At 61.3% G+C, this 18216-nt stretch carries 18 protein-coding genes; 8 read left to right on the top strand and 10 right to left on the bottom strand.

Going from position 1 to position 18216, the window contains the following annotated elements:
- Positions 1-195: 195 nt before the first annotated feature.
- Complete coding sequence (locus BBF94_RS02935) at positions 196-1437, bottom strand: TIGR03862 family flavoprotein (RefSeq protein WP_065257560.1); 1242 nt, start codon at positions 1435-1437, stop codon at positions 196-198.
- A gap of 175 nt (positions 1438-1612) precedes the next feature.
- Positions 1613-2533: a histone deacetylase family protein gene (locus tag BBF94_RS02930; RefSeq protein ID WP_065257559.1), complete on the bottom strand. Its 921-nt coding sequence runs from the start codon at positions 2531-2533 to the stop codon at positions 1613-1615.
- An 82-nt stretch (positions 2534-2615) separates the two neighbouring features.
- On the opposite strand from BBF94_RS02930, the gene BBF94_RS02925 reads away from it, so the two are divergent.
- The 3 genes from BBF94_RS02925 to BBF94_RS02915 all read left to right on the top strand — a co-directional run bounded on the left by BBF94_RS02925 (position 2616) and on the right by BBF94_RS02915 (position 4749).
- Positions 2616-3185 carry a GNAT family N-acetyltransferase gene (locus BBF94_RS02925; RefSeq protein ID WP_065257558.1) on the top strand — a complete coding sequence of 190 codons (570 nt, stop codon included), beginning with the start codon at positions 2616-2618 and terminating at the stop codon, positions 3183-3185.
- Between the two features lie 104 nt (positions 3186-3289).
- The gene (gene tesB / locus BBF94_RS02920) at positions 3290-4159 is read left to right on the top strand and encodes an acyl-CoA thioesterase II (RefSeq protein ID WP_065257557.1); all 870 of its coding nucleotides are present in this window, start codon (positions 3290-3292) and stop codon (positions 4157-4159) included.
- Positions 4156-4749 carry an HAD family hydrolase gene (locus BBF94_RS02915; RefSeq protein ID WP_065257556.1) on the top strand — a complete coding sequence of 198 codons (594 nt, stop codon included), beginning with the start codon at positions 4156-4158 and terminating at the stop codon, positions 4747-4749. The genes tesB and BBF94_RS02915 overlap by 4 nt, the downstream gene beginning before the upstream one ends.
- 27 nt (positions 4750-4776) lie before the next feature.
- Here the strand turns inward: BBF94_RS02915 and BBF94_RS02910 are convergent, their stop codons facing one another.
- Together BBF94_RS02910 and ypfJ are read right to left on the bottom strand one after the other, a co-directional pair.
- The gene (locus BBF94_RS02910) at positions 4777-5730 is read right to left on the bottom strand and encodes an alpha/beta fold hydrolase (protein WP_065257555.1); all 954 of its coding nucleotides are present in this window, start codon (positions 5728-5730) and stop codon (positions 4777-4779) included.
- The gene (gene ypfJ / locus BBF94_RS02905) at positions 5731-6618 is read right to left on the bottom strand and encodes a KPN_02809 family neutral zinc metallopeptidase (protein WP_065257554.1); all 888 of its coding nucleotides are present in this window, start codon (positions 6616-6618) and stop codon (positions 5731-5733) included. It lies immediately after the preceding gene.
- 262 nt (positions 6619-6880) lie between these two features.
- Between ypfJ and BBF94_RS02900 the strand changes: the two genes are divergently transcribed.
- Entirely contained in the window at positions 6881-7759 is an 879-nt protein-coding gene (locus BBF94_RS02900) for a DMT family transporter (RefSeq protein WP_065257553.1), read from the top strand.
- Positions 7760-7868: 109 nt separating this feature from the next.
- On the opposite strand, the gene BBF94_RS02895 is transcribed toward BBF94_RS02900, so the two are convergent.
- The gene (locus BBF94_RS02895; protein WP_065257552.1) at positions 7869-9206 is read right to left on the bottom strand and encodes an MFS transporter; all 1338 of its coding nucleotides are present in this window, start codon (positions 9204-9206) and stop codon (positions 7869-7871) included.
- A 272-nt stretch (positions 9207-9478) separates the two neighbouring features.
- Between BBF94_RS02895 and quiC the strand changes: the two genes are divergently transcribed.
- Both quiC and BBF94_RS02885 read left to right on the top strand, forming a co-directional pair.
- Positions 9479-11380 (top strand): 3-dehydroshikimate dehydratase QuiC, encoded by a 1902-nt coding sequence (gene quiC / locus BBF94_RS02890; RefSeq protein WP_065257551.1) that lies wholly within the window; start codon positions 9479-9481, stop codon positions 11378-11380.
- A gap of 102 nt (positions 11381-11482) precedes the next feature.
- Positions 11483-12160: a TetR family transcriptional regulator gene (locus BBF94_RS02885; RefSeq protein ID WP_065257550.1), complete on the top strand. Its 678-nt coding sequence runs from the start codon at positions 11483-11485 to the stop codon at positions 12158-12160.
- A 55-nt stretch (positions 12161-12215) separates the two neighbouring features.
- On the opposite strand, the gene BBF94_RS02880 is transcribed toward BBF94_RS02885, so the two are convergent.
- The 3 genes from BBF94_RS02880 to BBF94_RS02870 form a co-directional block, all read right to left on the bottom strand.
- Positions 12216-13070 carry a shikimate dehydrogenase gene (locus BBF94_RS02880; RefSeq protein ID WP_065257549.1) on the bottom strand — a complete coding sequence of 285 codons (855 nt, stop codon included), beginning with the start codon at positions 13068-13070 and terminating at the stop codon, positions 12216-12218.
- Between the two features lie 5 nt (positions 13071-13075).
- A complete protein-coding gene (gene aroQ, locus BBF94_RS02875) occupies positions 13076-13516 on the bottom strand; it encodes a type II 3-dehydroquinate dehydratase (protein WP_065257548.1) in 441 nt (146 codons plus the stop codon).
- Positions 13517-13647: 131 nt separating this feature from the next.
- Positions 13648-14559, bottom strand: coding sequence for a LysR family transcriptional regulator (locus BBF94_RS02870; protein ID WP_065257547.1), 912 nt, complete (start codon positions 14557-14559; stop codon positions 13648-13650).
- A gap of 203 nt (positions 14560-14762) precedes the next feature.
- On the opposite strand from BBF94_RS02870, the gene BBF94_RS02865 reads away from it, so the two are divergent.
- Both BBF94_RS02865 and BBF94_RS02860 read left to right on the top strand, forming a co-directional pair.
- Complete coding sequence (locus BBF94_RS02865; RefSeq protein ID WP_065257546.1) at positions 14763-15191, top strand: DUF4160 domain-containing protein; 429 nt, start codon at positions 14763-14765, stop codon at positions 15189-15191.
- Positions 15188-15634, top strand: coding sequence for a DUF2442 domain-containing protein (locus BBF94_RS02860; protein WP_065257545.1), 447 nt, complete (start codon positions 15188-15190; stop codon positions 15632-15634). Before BBF94_RS02865 ends, BBF94_RS02860 begins: the two co-directional genes overlap by 4 nt.
- 56 nt (positions 15635-15690) lie before the next feature.
- Here the strand turns inward: BBF94_RS02860 and trmA are convergent, their stop codons facing one another.
- Together trmA and BBF94_RS02850 are read right to left on the bottom strand one after the other, a co-directional pair.
- Positions 15691-16770, bottom strand: coding sequence for a tRNA (uridine(54)-C5)-methyltransferase TrmA (gene trmA / locus BBF94_RS02855; RefSeq protein WP_065257544.1), 1080 nt, complete (start codon positions 16768-16770; stop codon positions 15691-15693).
- Positions 16767-18062: an NCS2 family permease gene (locus tag BBF94_RS02850; RefSeq protein WP_065257543.1), complete on the bottom strand. Its 1296-nt coding sequence runs from the start codon at positions 18060-18062 to the stop codon at positions 16767-16769. The genes trmA and BBF94_RS02850 overlap by 4 nt, the downstream gene beginning before the upstream one ends.
- Between the last annotated feature and the right edge of the window lie 154 nt (positions 18063-18216).

The following is an 18216-nucleotide window of genomic DNA, read 5'->3' as shown; positions in this document are numbered from 1 at the left end:
GGGGGGAGAGGGGACTGATCGAGTTGTTTTGGCGAATTACGCCGACCTGAAATATCGAGTCGAACTCAGGATTTGAAAAACACTTGATCGATGAATCCATAATCGACTCGGTCGTTCAGGTCGATGTATGACGAAAGACAACTCGGTCGGCTCCCTCTCCTGGGGGAGAGGGCTGGGGTGAGGGGTGAGGGCGACTCAGCTTTTACGTCGTAACCAGTCCAGCATCCCCGACCCCGCCGCCAGGCCACTGGCAAAACAAGCCGTCAGCAGATACCCGCCAGTCGGCGCTTCCCAGTCCAGCATTTCCCCCGCACAGAACACTCCCGGTAATTCCTTGAGCATCAAGCGCTCATCCATCGACTCGAACGTCACGCCGCCGGCACTGCTGATCGCTTCATCCAGCGGACGGGTTTTCACCAGCGTCAGTGGCAGAGCCTTGATCGCCCGGGCCAGCAACGCCGGATCGGCAAACGTCGCGGCGTCAGTGAGTTCACGCAGCAACGCCGCTTTCACCCCGTCAATCCCGACCTGACTGTGCAGATGCTTGGCCATCGAGCGCGAACCCCGGGGTTTGCTCAAGGCCGCCTGCAATTTATCCACAGGTCGGCCGGGCAGCAGGTCGATGTGAATGACAGCCGCGCCATATTGATTGATTGCTTCACGAATCGGCGCCGACAGGGCGTAAATCAGGCTGCCCTCGATGCCGGTCGCCGTGATCACGCACTCGCCCAGACGCGGAACGTCGTCGTTCAAACCGATGCCGATGTTTTTCAGCGGCGCGCCGGCGAATTTGCTGACCATCAGTTCGCTCCAGGCCTGCACCTCGAAGCCGCAATTGCTCGGTTGCAAAGGCGCCAGTCCTACGCCGCGCTGCTCCAGCGCCAGCATCCACGCACCGTCGGAGCCCAGTCGCGACCAACTGCCGCCGCCGAGGGCGAGCAGGGTGGCGTCGGGACTGAGGGTTTTCTCGCCGTCCGGGCTGTCGATGCGCAGCGCGCCGTTTTCATCCCAGCCGAGCCAGCGGTGGCGGGTGTGGATAACCACGCCGCTGTCGCGCAGGCGCTTGAGCCAGGCGCGCAGCAACGGCGCGGCTTTCATGTCGGTGGGGAACACCCGGCCGGAGCTGCCGATGAAAGTTTCGATGCCGAGGTCGTGAATCCAGCGGCACAGGGCGTCGGCATCGAACGCACGCAGCAGCGGGGCGATGTTCGGGGCGCGTTCGGCGTAGCGCGAGAGGAAGGCCGGCCAGGCCTCGGAATGGGTGATATTCATGCCGCCGACCCCGGCCAGCAGGAACTTGCGGCCCACCGAAGGCATGCCGTCGTACAGGTCGACGCGCACTCCCGCCTGGCTCAGCACTTCGGCGGCCATCAGGCCGGCGGGGCCACCGCCGATGATGGCGACGTGAGCGGGAAGGGCGGCGGAAGTCTGGGTCATGGCAGCAGCAACAGCGTGGCGGAATAAGCCGCGCATTCTAACAGCAGCGGCCATCGTCAGGCCTGATCAAAAAACAACCAGTGCGCTGCGGGCCATGTTCAGCGTGGGCTGTAGTCCCTTTCGCTCAGGTTATCCACAGGCCGTTCCACAGTCATTGTGGGTAACGCAGCACAACTCAATGACAACCGGATGACTGCCAGACGCGCTGCGCGCTGTGATGCAGGATGCCGTGGCGCCGTGCGAGGGCCCGGCGGTCCTTGCTGTAACCGCCGCCGATGACACCGACCACCGGGATGTCACGGCCCAGGCAATGGCGCATCACGCTTTCGTCACGGGCGGCAACGCCTTCGTCGGTCAGTTGCAGATAACCGAGCGCATCGTCCTTGTGCACGTCGACACCGGCGTCGTACAGCACCAGATCCGGCTGGTACAGCGGCAGCAGATAGTTGAGTGCATCGTCGACGACTTTCAGGTAGTCGGCATCGCCCATGCCGTTGGGCAGCGGAATGTCCCAGTCGCTCTGGGCCTTGCGTGCAGGAAAGTTCTTTTCGCAATGCAGGGAAACAGTGATGGCTTCCTGGGTGTCGTGCAGAATCCGAGCAGTGCCGTCGCCCTGATGCACGTCGCAATCGAAGATCAGCACCCGGTTCACCCGGCCGCTCTGCAGCAGGTAGTGGCTGATGATCGCCAGATCATTGAAGATGCAGAACCCGGCGGGATAGTCGTAGTGGGCGTGGTGGGTGCCGCCGGCCAGGTGACAGGCCAGGCCATGTTCCAGCGCTTTTTCCGCTGCCAGAATCGAGCCGCCCACGGCCCGCACCGTACGTCGGGCCAGGGCTTCGTTCCATGGCAGTCCCAACCGGCGCTGGTCTTCGCGAGACAGTTCGCCGCTCATGTAACGCTCGATGTAGCTGCGGTCATGGGCCAGGGCAAGAATGTCGGCAGGGCACAGTTCAGGGCGCAGCAGGTCTTCGTCGCGGGTCAGGCCGCTGTCCACCAGGTGATCGCGCAGCAAGCGGAACTTGTCCATGGGAAAGCGGTGATCTGCCGGAAATTCCGGGCTGTAGTCTTCGTGGTAGATCAGCGGCAACGGCATGGTGGGCAATTCATAAAAGGCTGCGGAAAGAGTGCAAAGCCTAACAGCGATGTAGACTGACGGCATCAAGCGGAGGGGCGGGATGGAACCGATACTGGAGCTGGAAAGCGCAAGGTTGCTGATGCGCCAGTGGCAAGACACGGATCTGCCGGCATTTGCGGCGATGTGCGCCGATCCACAGGTGATGCGCTACTTTCCGGCGCCTTTGAGCAGGCTGGAAAGCGCAGCACTGATCGGCCGTGTCCGTGGCCATTTCGCCGAGCACGGTTTCGGATTGTGGGCGCTGGAGCGCAAGGACACTGGCCAATTCATCGGTTTTACCGGGCTCGGCGTAGTCGGTTTCGATGCGCCGTTCACTCCGGCGGTGGAGATCGGCTGGCGTCTGGCGAAGGAGCACTGGGGGCTGGGATATGCCAGCGAAGCAGCGTGGACGGCGCTGCGCTGCGGTTTTGACCGGCTGGCTCTGGAGGAGATCGTGTCCTTCACCGCGCAAAGCAATCTGCCGTCGGAAAAAGTCATGCAGGCCATCGGCATGCATCACGATCCGGCCGATGATTTTGATCACCCGAAACTGGCGGTCGACCACCCGTTGCGTCGACATCTGTTGTACCGCATTACCAGGGAGCAATGGCTGCAGACCCTGCATGGCTAAGCCGACACGGACGTTTACAAGGGCGCGACCAAGGCTCGCGCCGGAACCTGAATTGGCCGCCGCAGCCCGGCTGCGCGGCATAGCGTTGTGTGAGGAGAGTCTGAATGAGCCAAGTGTTGGAAGATCTGGTGGATCTGCTGACCCTCGAACCGATCGAGGAAAACCTGTTCCGTGGTCGCAGTCAGGATCTGGGCTTTCGCCAGTTGTTCGGCGGCCAGGTGCTCGGTCAGTCGCTGTCGGCGGCCAGTCAGACGGTTGAGGAAGCACGTCATGTGCATTCGATGCACGGTTACTTCCTGCGTCCGGGCGATGCCAAGTTGCCGGTGGTCTACTCGGTTGATCGCGTGCGTGACGGCGGCAGCTTCAGTACCCGTCGCGTGACCGCGATCCAGAAGGGCCACCCGATTTTCACCTGCAGCGCTTCGTTCCAGTACGACGAAGAAGGCTTCGAACACCAGAGCCGGATGCCGCAAGTGGTCGGTCCGGAGAACCTGCCGTCGGAGCTGGAACTGACCCAGCAACGCGCGCACCTGATCCCGGAACACATGCGCGAAAAACTGCTGTGCCCGAAACCGATCGAAGTGCGCCCGGTTACCGAAAAGGATCCGTACAACCCGCAGCCGGCGGACCCGATCAAGTACGTGTGGTTTCGCGCCGACGGCGCGTTGGCCGACATTCCGGCACTGCACAAATACCTGCTGGCCTACGCTTCGGACTTCGGTCTGCTGACCACGTCGATGCTGCCTCACGGCAAATCGGTCTGGCAGAAGGACATGCAGGTCGCCAGCCTCGACCACGCCTTGTGGTTCCACAACGATCTGCGCGCCGATGACTGGTTGCTCTACGCCATGGACAGCCCATGGGCCGGCAACTCCCGCGGGTTCTCCCGTGGCAGCGTGTTCAACCGTGCCGGGCAACTGGTGGCATCGGTGACTCAGGAAGGTCTGATCCGTCATCGCAAGGATTGGGCATGAGCCTTGCGAATGTGCGGCACTGGGTGTTCGACATGGACGGCACCCTGACCGTTGCCGTGCATGATTTCGCGGCGATCCGTGTGGCGCTGTCGATCCCGCCCGAGGACGACATCCTTACTCACCTCGCCGCGTTACCTGCCCATGAAGCGGCGGCAAAACATGCGTGGTTGCTGGAACATGAGCGGGATCTGGCGCTGGGCTCGATCCCGGCTGTCGGTGCGGTGGAGCTGGTGCGCGACCTGCACGCACGGGGGTATCGTCTTGGCATTCTGACCCGCAATGCGCGAGAGCTGGCCCATGTGACGCTGGAGGCCATCGGGCTGGCTGACTGTTTCGCGGTGGAGGATGTGCTGGGCCGCGATGAAGCACCGCCGAAACCGCATCCCGGTGGCCTGCTGAAACTGGCCGCCGCCTGGCAAGTGCCGGCGAGCGAGATGGTGATGGTTGGCGACTACCGCTTCGATCTCGATTGCGGTCGGGCAGCGGGCACTCACACGGTGCTGGTGAACCTGCCGGACAATCCCTGGCCGGAGCTGAGCGACTGGCATGCGAAGGATTGTGTCGAGTTGCGGCGGATGTTGTTCGCTTGAAAAAACGGGGGTTTTGGCCCCCGTTTTTTATTGGTCGAAGATGGCTTTCTGGCCTTCCGGTGAGGTCAGCATGCCGTCGCCGTTATGCCCGACGCCGGGCACTTCCACCAGGCGCTGATTCACCCCTTCCGGGTGTCGGCGCAGCAGGTAACTGAAAAACATCTTTCCGCGCATCAGGCGATAGGCGCCCTGCGCTTCGGCGGCGCAGCTCTTGTCCAGCGCCGGGTGTTGCGGGTCGGTGTCCTGCTGGCCCAGCAGATAAACCACTTCGCGTTTGATGTAGCGGCCTTCAAGTTGCGCGGGCGTTTGTCCCCCCGAGTAAATGGGCGGATCCACCAGCCCGTACTTCCAGCGATTGAAACCCGGACACTGCGCATGATCGAACGCCACTGGCCGTTGCTCGTTGAAGTAGGCGTAGGACGACGGATTGGCCACCACATAACGCAGGCGAATGCCTTCGGTCTTGAGTGCCGGTTGTTCGCGGGCGAGCAGGGCATAACGCTGCACCACCTGACCACCGCCGGAATGGCCGAAGATCACGATCTGCTTCACGTCCGGAAACTGCTTGCGATCGGTGAGTCGCCCGACGATTTCATCCAGCACAGCGTAGGAACTCAGCGGGTTCGGCCCTGTGGATAACCCGCCGCCCATCCATTCATTGCCTTTCCAGCGCAGCACGTTGGCTGGCAGTGAGTAGAGCGCGACATCGCTTTCATTGAGAAACTGCGGGGCGATCACCAGGGTGTTGGCGGTTTGCCCGGACAGTTCGACGGCGCTCTCGCCACTCTTGCGATAGGTTTCGGCGTTGCGCAACTTGCCATGAATGACGATCAGCACCCGCTCGATTTTTGCCGGTGCCGGGCCGATGCCCACCGCCATTTCACCGGCCTGCAATTGCAGACGCCCGGGACTGATTGCGTCAACGCCGGCCGCTTGCGCGGTGCCACCGATCAACAGTAAAGCCAACAGCCATCTATGCATTTACAGGTTTTTCGCCGCAAAGGTATCGCACTGGCCGACCTGGCCCTGGGCGAATCCGGTTTTGAACCAGCGCACCCTTTGCGCCGACGTACCGTGAGTGAACGAGTCCGGCACCACACGGCCCTGACCCTGTTGTTGCAGGCGATCATCACCGATGGCATTCGCTGCGTTCAAGGCTTCTTCGACGTCGCCCGGCTCCAGCCAGTTCAGGCGCTTCTGCGCATGGTAGGCCCAGACGCCGGCCAGGCAATCGGCCTGCAGTTCCTGGCGCACCAGCAGTCCGCCATCGCCTTGCATCTGCCGACCCTGCTGGCGGGCGGCCTGAATTTTCGCCGAGACGCCCAGCAGCGTCTGCACATGATGTCCGACTTCGTGAGCGATCACGTAGGCCTGGGCGAAGTCGCCGGCCGCCTTGAAGCGCTGGGCCATTTCCTGGAAGAACGCCATGTCCAGATAGACCTTCTGGTCCGCCGGGCAATAGAACGGGCCGGTGGCCGAAGTGGCCATGCCGCAGGCCGAGTTGACCCGATTGCTGAACAGCACCAGGGTCGGCTCTTTATATTGGCGACCGGCCTGTTGGAAAATCGCACCCCAGGTGTCTTCGGTGTCACCCAGGATCGAGCGCACGAATTCAGCCTGCTCATCGTTGGCCGGTGGAGCCTTGCGGGTTTGCGAAGAGGGGGCTGATTGTTCGGTCATCTGTCCGGTGAGTTGACCGAGGATCTGCAGCGGATCCTGTCCGGTGATCCAGCCGATGCCGACGATCAGCAGAATCGCCCCTAGGCTCAGGCCCTTGCCGCCACCGAAGCGCATGCCACCGCCACCGTCCATGTCATCGCCACGGGCGTCGACGACGTTGTCACTGCGTCGGCCTTTTCTCCATAGCATGCGGGAATCCTCGTTCGTGTATGTGGTGATGAGTGTTGCTGGTCAGTCAGTGTGGCGCCAGTCCGGTCGTCAGACACTGGAACGGTGTCGGCAGTTCGATGGTCCGGTCCAGGGGCATGGGACTGATGCGGACTATAACCGTGCGTCAGCAAAAGTTCTGCCTGAGCGAAGTTGTGCGTTGTTCGCCCGGTATTTCGAATGTTATCTGTAAGCGCCACAGCGCTGGCTCTAGATTGTTGCGCAGTCTCTACATGGAGGTCTCATGACCGTCAGCACCCCGCTTTCCGGCGTCAACCAGCCCTTCAAGGGGATCCTGCTGATTGTCGTGGCAACCTTTCTGTTCTCCAGCCACGACGCGCTGTCGAAATACCTCTCCGGTTTTTATCCGATTGTCATGGTGGTGTGGGCGCGGTATCTGGTGCACACGCTGTTGATGGCGGGGATTTTCCTGCCGCAATCCGGGCTGCGTGTGCTGCGCACCCGACGCCCGTTTTGGCAGTTGGCGCGGGCGTTGTGCCTGCTGGGGACCAGCCTGTTTTTCACCACGGCGTTGCTGTACATCCCGCTGGCCGAGGCCACGGCGGTCAACTTTCTCGCACCGGTGCTGGTCACGGCATTGTCGGTGCCGCTGCTCAAGGAGCGGGTGACCCGGGGCCAATGGATTGCCGTGATTTGCGGGTTCATCGGCGTACTGATCATCGTCCATCCCGGCGGTGAACTGTTCACCCCGGCGGTGCTGCTGCCGTTCTGCTCGGCGCTGTTTTTCTGCTTCTATCAGTTGCTGACACGCAAGCTCAGCGAGTTCGACAGCCCCACCACCAGCAACTTTTTCGCCGGGTTGTGCAACACGCTGGTGATGACTGCCCTGGTGCCGTTCTTCTGGCAGGTGCCGAGCCTTGGCCATGGTTTGTTGATGCTGGCGCTGGGCACCTGCGGGATGACGGCGCACCTGTTTCTGACCCAGGCGTTCCGCCATGCCGCACCGGCGCTGCTGGCGCCCTTCGGCTATTGCCAGATCGTGTTTGCGGGGCTGTTGGGCTGGCTGTTGTTCGCGCACACGCCGACCCTGATGACGGTGATCGGGATTGCGGTGATCTGTTGCAGCGGGCTGGCGGCAGCGTGGCAGCAGAGCCGGCGCTGAAAAGCGCTGTGGGAGTGAGCTTGCTCACGAAGGCGGTGTGTCATTCAACGTCAGTGCTGAATGTCAGTCCGCATTCGCGAGCAAGCTCGCTCCCACAAGGAAGGGCAGATTATTCGGTGACGGCAGGAATCTTGCGCGGTGCCATGAAGTACATCCAGGTCAGCGCGATGAAGTACATCGCCGGGATCAGGGTGAACAACACGGTGTAGTTGTTGTTTGTGACGGTGAGGATGTGGCCGACGATCTGGGTCATGAACATCCCGCCGATTGCCGCGCACATGCCGCCGAAACCGAACACCGTGCTCATCATGTGTTTGGGCGTGTAGTCCATCACCAGACTCCAGATGTTCGCTGTCCAGGCCTGATGCGCGCCGATGGCCAGGGAGATGGCCGCTACGGCGATCCACAGATTGGCGGAACCGGCAGCCATGACCACACCGACGATGCAGCAGGCGAACAGGCACATCGACAGCAGACGCGCCTTGATCGAGTTCATGCCGCGACCGATCAGGAACGAAGACAGAATCCCGCCGCCCACGCTGCCGAAGTCGGCAGTCACGTAAATGATGATCAGCGGAATGCCCATCTGGGTGACATTGATGCCCAGGTTGTATTGCTGATTGAGAAACGGCGGCAGCCAGTACAGGTAGAACCAGAACACCGGCGCGGTCAGCGCGTAGGCGAGGGCGAAGGCCCAGGTGCCGCGCATGCGCAGGATGCGCGAGAACGGCACGCCGGCCTGTTCCGGTTCGACTTCTTTCTGGATGTAGTCCAGCTCCGACTGTTTCACGCGCGGGTGATCTTCCGGGTTGAAATACTTCAGGCCCCAGAACAGCAGCCAGATCCCGCCCAGTGCCGACATGCACAGGAACGCGGCCTGCCAGCCCCAGGCATGAAGGATCAGCGGGAGCAGCATCGGGGTGAACATCGCGCCGACGTTGGTGCCGGCGTTGAAGATGCCGGTGGCTACCGCACGTTCGCCGGCCGGGAACCACAGGCGCGTGGTCTTCACGCATGCCGGGTAGTTGGCCGCTTCGGTCAGGCCGAGGATGAACCGGCAGACCATGAAGCCCGCCGCCGAGGTCGCCAGACCATGGGCGCCGGTCGCCAGGCTCCACAGCAGCACGGCGCAGAAGAACACGCGTTTGACGCCGACCCGGTCGATCAGCCGTCCTTGCAGCACGAAGCCTATGGCGTAGCCGACCTGAAACCAGAAGTTGATGTTGGCGTAATCCATCGCCGTCCAGCTCATGTCCCTGGCGAGGATCGGCTGCATGACGCCGAGGGCGGCGCGGTCGATGTAGTTCAGGGTGGTGGCGAAAAACACCAGCGCCAGCATGCCCCAGCGGGTCTTGCCGACGGCCATGGCGCCGCGGAGCTTGTCGCCGATGCCACCGGTGGCAGTGCTCATGGCCGGGGCCATGCGGGAAGTCTGTGAAGGAATCATGTGTTCCACCCGTTTTTGGATTTGTTATTTGGTGTGCTTTTTTTTGCACGCTGCGACCGGTGCTTCAGATCCGGACTCAAGGTGAAAGGGATGTTGGGCAGTGGGCAAAAAATCGTCAATTCGCCGGACCGGCATTGTGTTCGATAATCGCACGCAAAACTAACCGGGTAGTACAGTTTAAATTGCTCATTGAAAAACCGGGACCAATAATTCGCCCACCTTATAAAAGCGGCGCAATCCCCGTAGCCGACGTCTCCACCGGGAGTTGAAACATGCAGCGATCCATTGCCACCGTTTCCCTTAGCGGAACCCTGCCGGAAAAACTCGAAGCCATTGCCGCCGCCGGGTTCGACGGGGTGGAGATCTTCGAGAACGATCTTCTGTATTACGACGGCAGTCCCCGGGAAATCAGGCAGATGTGTTCCGACCTCGGAATTGCCATCACGTTGTTCCAGCCGTTTCGCGATTTCGAAGGCTGTCGCCGTGACCGGCTGGAGCGCAATCTGGAGCGGGCCGAGCGCAAGTTCGATCTGATGCAGGAACTGGGCACCGACCTGGTGCTGGTGTGCAGCAATGCTTCCCCTGACAGCATCGGTGATCGGCAGATTTTGATCGACGATCTGCGTCTGCTGGCCGAGCGCGCCGGTGCCCGAGGCCTGCGCATCGGCTATGAAGCGCTGGCGTGGGGCCGTCACGTCAATACTTATCAACAGGTCTGGGACATTGTCCGCCAGGCCGATCACCCGAGCCTCGGCGTGCTGCTCGACAGCTTCCACACCTTGTCGCTCAAGGGTGATCCGAGGGCGATTGCCGAGATTCCCGGTGACAAGATCTTTTTCGTGCAAATGGCTGACGCGCCGATTCTGGCCATGGACGTGCTGGAGTGGAGCCGGCATTTCCGTTGCTTCCCCGGCCAGGGTGAATTCGATCTGCCGGGGTTTCTCGCACCGATCATTCAAAGTGGTTACACAGGGCCACTGTCGCTGGAGATCTTCAACGACGGCTTTCGCGCCGTGCCACCTCGGGCCAACGCCGCCGACGGTTTGCGTTCGCTGCTGTATCTGGAAGAGAAAACCCGGCAACGTCTGGAGCAGGACATCCGCCCGGTGGATAACCGTGAAATCCTCTTCGAGACGCCGAAGGCCAGCGAATACAACGGCATCGAGTTTCTTGAGTTTGCCGTCGATGAAGCCCTCGGCGCCAAGCTGTCGAACTGGCTGGAACGTTTGGGCTTCGTCAAGGCTGGGCAGCATCGCTCCAAGAGCGTCAGCCTGCTGCGACAGGGTGATATCAACCTGATTCTCAACTCGGAGCCTTATTCGTTCGGCCACAGTTTCTTCGAAGCCCACGGCCCGTCGCTGTGCGCCATCGCCGTGCGGGTCAAGGACAGCGCCAGTGCCCTGGCCCGCGCCGTCGCCTATAAAGGTCAGCCCTATCGCGGACTGGTCGGTCCCAATGAGTTGGAGCTGGCAGCTGTGCGTGCGCCGGATGGCAGCCTGATTTATCTGGTGGATGAGGACGCGGATGTCTATGGCACCGACTTCAATCTGCTGCCGGGCGTGGTGAACCGCTGTGGACTCAAGCGCATCGACCACATGGCCATGGCGCTGCCGGCGGACAGCCTCGACAGTTGGGTGTTGTTCTACAAGAGCCTGCTGGATTTCGAGGCCGACGACGAAGTGGTGTTGCCCGATCCATACGGTCTGGTGAAGAGCCGGGCGCTGCGCAGTCGTGACAGCTCGATCCGTCTGCCGCTGAACATTTCCGAGAACCGCAACACCGCAATCTCACACGCCTTGTCGAGTTATCGCGGCTCCGGGGTGCATCACATCGCCTTCGATTGCGATGACATTTTTGCTCAGGTCCGCCACGCGAAAGAGGCGGGCGTGCCGCTGCTGGATATTCCGCTCAACTATTACGATGACCTCGCGGCGCGTTTCGATTTCGATGACGAGTTTCTCAGTGAACTGGCGTACTACAACGTGCTTTATGACCGCGATGCTCAGGGCGGCGAGTTGTTTCACGTTTATACCGAGCCGTTCGAAGGGCGTTTCTTCTTCGAGATCATCCAGCGCAAGAGTGGTTACGCCGGCTATGGCGCGGCCAACGTCGCGGTGCGGCTGGCGGCGATGGCCAAAGCACGCAGTGGCGCCGTTCGCCAGGCGAAGTTGTAGGAAATTCGTAAACGCGGGATTAAACACGGGCCTCGCGGCTTCCTTCACTGTGCCGCGCGGCCCATAATCGCCTGCCTGTGCAGTGATGGCCGTGAGCCCGCAATGACAATGACTTCAGAACTTTCCGCAGCCCCCGTCGTACCAGTGGCAGAGCCGCGCAAGAGTCGCAAGAACAACCCGGAAAAAACCCGCGAGAACATCCTTCAGGAAGCGATCGTCGAGTTCGTGCAGCAAGGTCTGTCCGGTGCTCGCGTCGATGCGATCGCCGAACGTATCCACACCTCCAAGCGCATGATTTATTACTACTTCGGCAGCAAGGAGCAGCTGTACGTCGAGGTGCTGGAGAAGCTCTACGGCGATATTCGCAGCACCGAGAACCGCCTGCACCTGGCCGAGCTGCCGCCGGTAGAGGCGATCCGGCGCCTGGTGGAATTCACCTTCGATCATCACGACCGCAATGTCGATTTCGTGCGTATCGTCTGCATCGAAAACATCCACAACGCCGAGTACGTGAAGCGTTCCGATGCGATCAAGGCAATGAACAACACGATTCTTGATTCGCTTGGGGAGATCCTGGCGCGGGGGGCCGCTGAGGGCGTCTTCCGCGCCGGGCTCGATGCGCTGGATGTGCATCTGCTGATCAGTTCGTTCTGCTTCTATCGTGTGTCGAACCGCCACACGTTCGGTGAGATCTTTCAGATCGACCTGCCGGACGAAGCCATCAAGCAGCGTCATCGCGAGATGATTTGCGAGTCGGTGCTGCGCTATCTGCAAGCCTGACGCTGTCCTTTGTGGGAGCGAGCAAGCTCGCTCCCACAGGGAGCACAGGTGCGATTCAACCTTTCATGCTTTGAAAATGTGCCAGCATTCGCTGCGCATCCGGCGCCACGCCACTGAACAGTTCAAACGCCTTCACCGCCTGAAACACTGCCATGTTGCCGCCATCCAGAGTCCGGCAGCCCAGAGCACGGGCGTTGCGCAGCAATTCGGTTTCCAGCGGGAAATACACGATCTCCGCCACCCACAGGTCCTTGCGCAGCAACGCCGTCGGTACCGGTGTGCCCGGAAGCTTGGCCATGCCCATTGGTGTGGTGTTCACCAGCCCGTCAGCGTGGCTCAGCGTGCTTGCCAGATCATGCCCGGTCAAGGCGCGACCAGTGCCGAAATGCTGATTGAGGTTGTTGGCCAGGCTTTCGGCGCGCTCCGCATCCACATCAAAAATGTTCAATTGCTGCACGCCTTCGCTCAACAAGGCGTGAGCCACCGCCGCGCCGGCGCCACCGGCACCCATCTGGACCACACGCTCGCGGGCGACGTCTGGCAGGCCACGGCGAAAACCCTCGGCGAATCCCAGACAATCGGTGTTGTGGCCGACGCGTTTGCCGTCCTTGAGCACCACCGTGTTCACGGCACCGATGCCTCGTGCTTCCGCAGACAATGCATCGAGCAGCGGGATAACTGCCTGCTTGCACGGAAAGGTGATGTTCAGCCCGGTGTAGTTCATGCGCTCGGCAGCCAGCAGCAGATCGGGCAGGGCATGGCTGTCCAGTTGCAGTTGATCGAGGTCGATCAAACGGTACAGGTAACGCAGCCCCTGTTCGTCACCCTCATGTTCATGCAGTGCCGGGGTGCGGGAGGCCTGAATGCCGGCGCCGATCAGCCCGGCGAGTATCACGTTTTTGCGGTTCATGCGGTTCACCCCTTCAACCGCTGGCTGAAATGTTCCAGGGCCAGGCGATAGCCGTGGCTGCCGAAGCCGCACATCACGGCCGTGGCGATGGCCGACACGAACGAGTGATGACGGAACGGCTCGCGTGCGTGGACGTTGGAAAGATGCACTTCGATGACCGGTAATTCACTGGCGACCAGGGCATCGCGGATCGCTACCGAGGTGTGCGTCCAGGCCGCCGGGTTGATGATGATGCCGGCGCAGCGTTGACGGGCGCCGTGAATCCAGTCGAGCAGTTCGCCTTCATGGTTGGTCTGACGAAACTCCACGGCCAGGCCGAACTCTTCGGCGGCGCGCCCGCACAGGGCAGAAATGTCGGCCAGGGTTTCGTGACCGTAGGTCGCCGGTTCACGGGTGCCGAGCAGGTTCAGGTTCGGGCCGTTGAGCACCAGAACGATAGGGGGCATGGGGGAAAACTCCACTTATTGTTGTTGGCTTGGGCCGAGGGTTTCGGCTTGTGGAGCTAAATTGTACTAGCTGGTTACTTTAATCAATTGCTCAACATCGACAGCCCTGTTTTGTGTGCGGTGATCGGACGTTATTGCGGCAACTGCTCGACCAGAAAATCGATGAACGCCCGGACGCGCAGCGGCATATGGCGGTTTTGGGGATACAGCAACGTGAACGGTCGCGAACGTCCGCTGTAGGGTTTGAGCACTTCCACCAGCGAACCGTCGGCCAGTTCTTTTTCGACGATGAAGCGATAAGTCTGGAACAGACCGGCGCCGTGTCTGGCCAGGGTCACGCCACCGAGCACGTCGTCGGAGCAGCAGAAATTTCCCTCGGCGAGAATTTCCCGTGGCGTGTCCTCGTCATAGAACAGCCAGGAGATCCGCCGCCCGTTGCTGGGCAATTCATACTGAATGCACTCGTGCTGCCCGAGGTCTTCGAGGGTCTGCGGCGTGCCGGCACGTTTGAGGTAGTCGGGACTGGCAACCACCGCCAACGCTGCGTCTTCCAGATGCCGGGCGATCAGACCCGAATCGGGAATCGCCCGCACGCGGATCGCCATGTCGTAACCCTCACCGACGAAGTCGATGTTGCGGTTGCTGATGTGCATGTCGACCTTCACTTGCGGAAAACGCGCATGAAAGGCCGGCAACATCGGCAGGATCCGATGATGGGCGTAAGTTGTAGGAATACTGATGCGCAGGGTGCCGGACGGTTCCTGCTGCCGGCCCATGACCTCCCGTTGCGCCTCCACCAGTTGCGCCAATGCCTGACGGCATTCTTCGTAGTAGCGCCGGCCACTGTCGGTCAATTTCACGCTGCGGGTGGTTCGCGCGAACAACCGCACCCCCAGGCGTTCCTCCATGCGTGACACCGAGCGGCTGACCGCGGCAGGCGTCACCGAAGCCGCCTGCGCCGCAGCGGTGAAACTGCCGCACTCGGCTGCCAGACAAAACAACTCGATGCTGCCCAGCTGAAGATCGTCGAAGTGTCGCTGCATGATTGATTACACCGGGGAATGAGTCTTCGTGTGTAGCAAATGCGCGGACGTTGCGAAAGAACTGCTTACCATTTTGCCCGTGGCTTGAGTCGTGCCCGCACTAGGCTCGAAAGGTAGCGACCACCGCAATCGTCGGCGCCAGCAATCGGATTTGCCAGGGAATGGCGAATGTTGAAACTCTTGAACCTAACGGATGGGTTAGCATGAAGGTATGCAGTTACAAAGGGCTGTCTGTGGTGATCATGTTGCGTGACGAACATTGTCCGCCCCATGCGCACGTAGATTCAGGTGCATGGAGTGCCCGCTTCAAATTCAGCTTCTGGCACAACGGCGTGGAGTTATGGGATGTGGTGCCCCTGTCGCGACGGCCACCGATTGCAGTGCTTGAGGGGCTGCGCCAGTCGCTGCGTGAAACGGATCATCTGCGGCGGGCCCGTCGAATCTGGTGGACCCGCCTACAGACTGCCTGTCTCGATCACCAATGGTGGGACGGGGACTCGAACGAAGTGGCCATCATGCGCGAAGTCACCGGTGCGACTTTCAGAATTGGATCGGCGTATTACGAACCTGAAGAAAACAGAACCCTGCTGGCCCTGGTCGGTGCCCGGGAAGGTGTGGAGATCGAATTATGAAAACAGTAAAGGCCGGCTTGCATGCTGATCGACCGGTCACGGAAAAGCGCCTTGATGAAGCTGTCGAGCGGGGAGGGCTGCGCCGTCGCAGCAGCTTGCAAGCCGTAGCGGTAACGTTTCAGAAGCCATGCATTGCGATCCATTTCGAAGACGGCAGTGGCGTATTGCTGCCGGTGAGTCTTTACACCGAGTTCGATGACTTCGAGCCGGACGACTTTGCACAGCTGAAAATCGGTTTTGCCGGTATCGCCCTATGCCATGAAGGCAAGGATCTGCAGATCTCCATCGCCGGCATGATCTCGGCCAGTCAGCCCTTGATGTCGATGGCTGCATCGGTGATCGCCTCACGCAACGGGCGTCAGAGCAGCACCGCGAAGGCTGAAGCGGCACGGGCCAACGGCAGGAAGGGCGGGCGTCCGCGCAAGATCGATCCCGTGCCGTGAGCAGGTACAAAAAAGCCGTCGGTCAGGACGGCTTTCTTGTTTCTGGCACCTGCAGATCAACGCCGGGTCAGCAGCACACCGGACTCCATGTGGTGAGTCCACGGGAACTGGTCGAACAGCGCACAGCGGGTGATGCGGTGGGTGTCGTGCAGTTGCGCGATGTTGGCCGCCAGGGTTTCCGGGTTGCAGGAGATGTACAGGATGTTGTCGAAGCGACGGGTCAGTTCGCAGGTGTCCGGGTCCATGCCGGCCCGTGGCGGGTCGACGAACACGCTGCCGAATTCGTAGCTTTTCAGATCGATACCGTGCAGGCGACGGAACGGCCGCACTTCGTTCAGGGCTTCGGTCAGTTCTTCGGCGGACAGGCGCACCAGGGTGACGTTATCCACAGCGTTTTCGGCCAGGTTGCTCAACGCAGCGTTGACCGAAGTCTTGCTGATTTCAGTGGCCAGCACTTTGCGCACACGCGTCGCCAGCGGCAGGGTGAAGTTGCCGTTGCCGCAGTACAACTCCAGCAGATCGTCGCTGCGATCGCCCAGAGCTTCATATGCCCAGTTGAGCATCTTCTGGTTCACGGTACCGTTGGGCTGAGTGAACGCGCCTTCCGGTTGGCGATAGCTGAAGGTGCGTCCGCCGACTTCCAGTTTCTCGACCACATAATCGAGGCCGAGCACTTCGCGCTTACCCTTGGAGCGACCGATGATGCTGACGCCCAGGTCCGCCGCCAGTTGAGTGGCCGCCGCGTGCCAGTGCTCGTCCAGCGGACGGTGATAGCACAGGGTGATCATCGCGTCGCCGGCCAGGGTGGTCAGAAACTCCACCTGGAACAGCTTGTGGCTCAGCGCCGCACTGGCCTGCCATGCCGCCTTCAATTGCGGCATCAACTGGTTGATGCGCAGGCTGGCGATCGGGAATTCCTCGATCAGGATCGGCGTGCGCTTGTCGTCCTGGGAGAACATCGCGTAATGCCGCTCACCGGCCTCTCGCCACAGGCGGAATTCGGCGCGCAGGCGGAAGTTCTGCAGCGGCGAGTCGAATACCGCCGGTTCCGGTGCATCGAACGGGGCCAGCAGGTCACGCAGGCGCGCGACCTTGTCTTCGAGTTGTGCGGCGTAGGCCTGGGAATCAAAAGTCATGCGTTGAACCAACCCAGCTTGATCACGAACAGAATCGACAGGATCACCAGCGCCGGGTTCAGCTCACGGGCGCGGCCGGACAGCAGTTTGATTGCAGTCCAGGCGATGAAACCGAAGGCGATGCCGTTGGCGATGGAATAGGTGAAAGGCATTGCCAGGGCGGTGACCACGACCGGCGCGGCAACGGTGATGTCTTCCCAGTCTATTTCCGCCAGGCCCGACGTCATCAGCACGGCGACGAACAGCAGCGCCGGCGCGGTGGCGAAGGCCGGTACGCTGGCGGCCAGCGGCGAGAAGAACAGCGCCAGCAGAAACAGGATCGCGACGACGATCGCGGTCAGGCCGGTACGGCCCCCGGCGCTTACGCCGGCGGCGGATTCGATGTAGCTGGTGGTGGTCGAGGTGCCCAGCAGCGAGCCGGCCATCGCAGCGGTACTGTCGGCGATCAGCGCACGGCCCATCTTCGGCATGTGGCCGTCCTTGCCCATCAGGCCGGCACGCTTGGCGACGCCGATCAGGGTGCCGGAGTTGTCGAACAGGTCGACGAACAGGAAGGCGAAAATCACGCTGACCAGGCCGATGTCCAGTGCGCCCTTGATGTCCAGTTGCAGGAAGGTCGGGGCCAGCGAAGGTGGCATCGAGGTCACGCCGCCGAACGGGGTGAAGCCCATCACGATCGAAACGATGGTCACGGCGAGAATGCCGATCAACACCGCGCCGCGCACTTTCAGGGCTTCAAGGGCGACGATCAGCGCAAAACCGAGAGTGGCGAGAATCGGTGCCGGTTGCTTCAGATCGCCAAGGCCGACCATGGTGGCCGGGTTGCCGACCACGATACCTGCGTTGTGCAGGGCAATCAGCGCCAGGAACAGGCCGATACCGGCGGCAATCGCCGAACGCAGCGGCAGCGGGATGCTGTTGATGATCCACTCACGGATGCGGAAGATCGACAGCAGGAAGAAACACACGGCCGAGATGAACACGGCACCCAGCGCCACTTGCCAGGTGTGGCCCATGTGCAGCACGACGGTGTAAGTGAAGAAGGCGTTCAGACCCATGCCCGGTGCGAGGGCGATCGGGTAGTTGGCGATCAGGCCCATGACCGTGGAGCCGATGGCGGCTGCCAGACACGTGGCGACGAACACCGCGCCCTTGTCCATGCCGGTCTCGCCGAGGATGCTCGGGTTGACGAACAGAATGTAGGCCATGGCCAGGAAGGTCGTGACGCCCGCCAGAATCTCGGTCCGCACGTTGGTGTTGTGTGCCTTGAGTTGAAACAGCCTTTCCAGCATGTCTGCTCCCCGTGGCGCGCGTGGCGCCGTGAATGTATCGACCTCAACAGCAAAGCACAGACCGTACCAGGCGTCTGGGAAATTGTGGTGGGCCGGAAAAAGCCGCGCATCATACCAGCAGCGTGAGGAATATGGCGGATGTTGGCGTCGATCG

This window comes from Pseudomonas bananamidigenes, from assembly GCF_001679645.1.
Classification (GTDB): Bacteria; Pseudomonadota; Gammaproteobacteria; order Pseudomonadales; family Pseudomonadaceae; genus Aquipseudomonas; species Aquipseudomonas bananamidigenes.
This window is presented reverse-complemented; position numbering and strand designations above follow the sequence as displayed.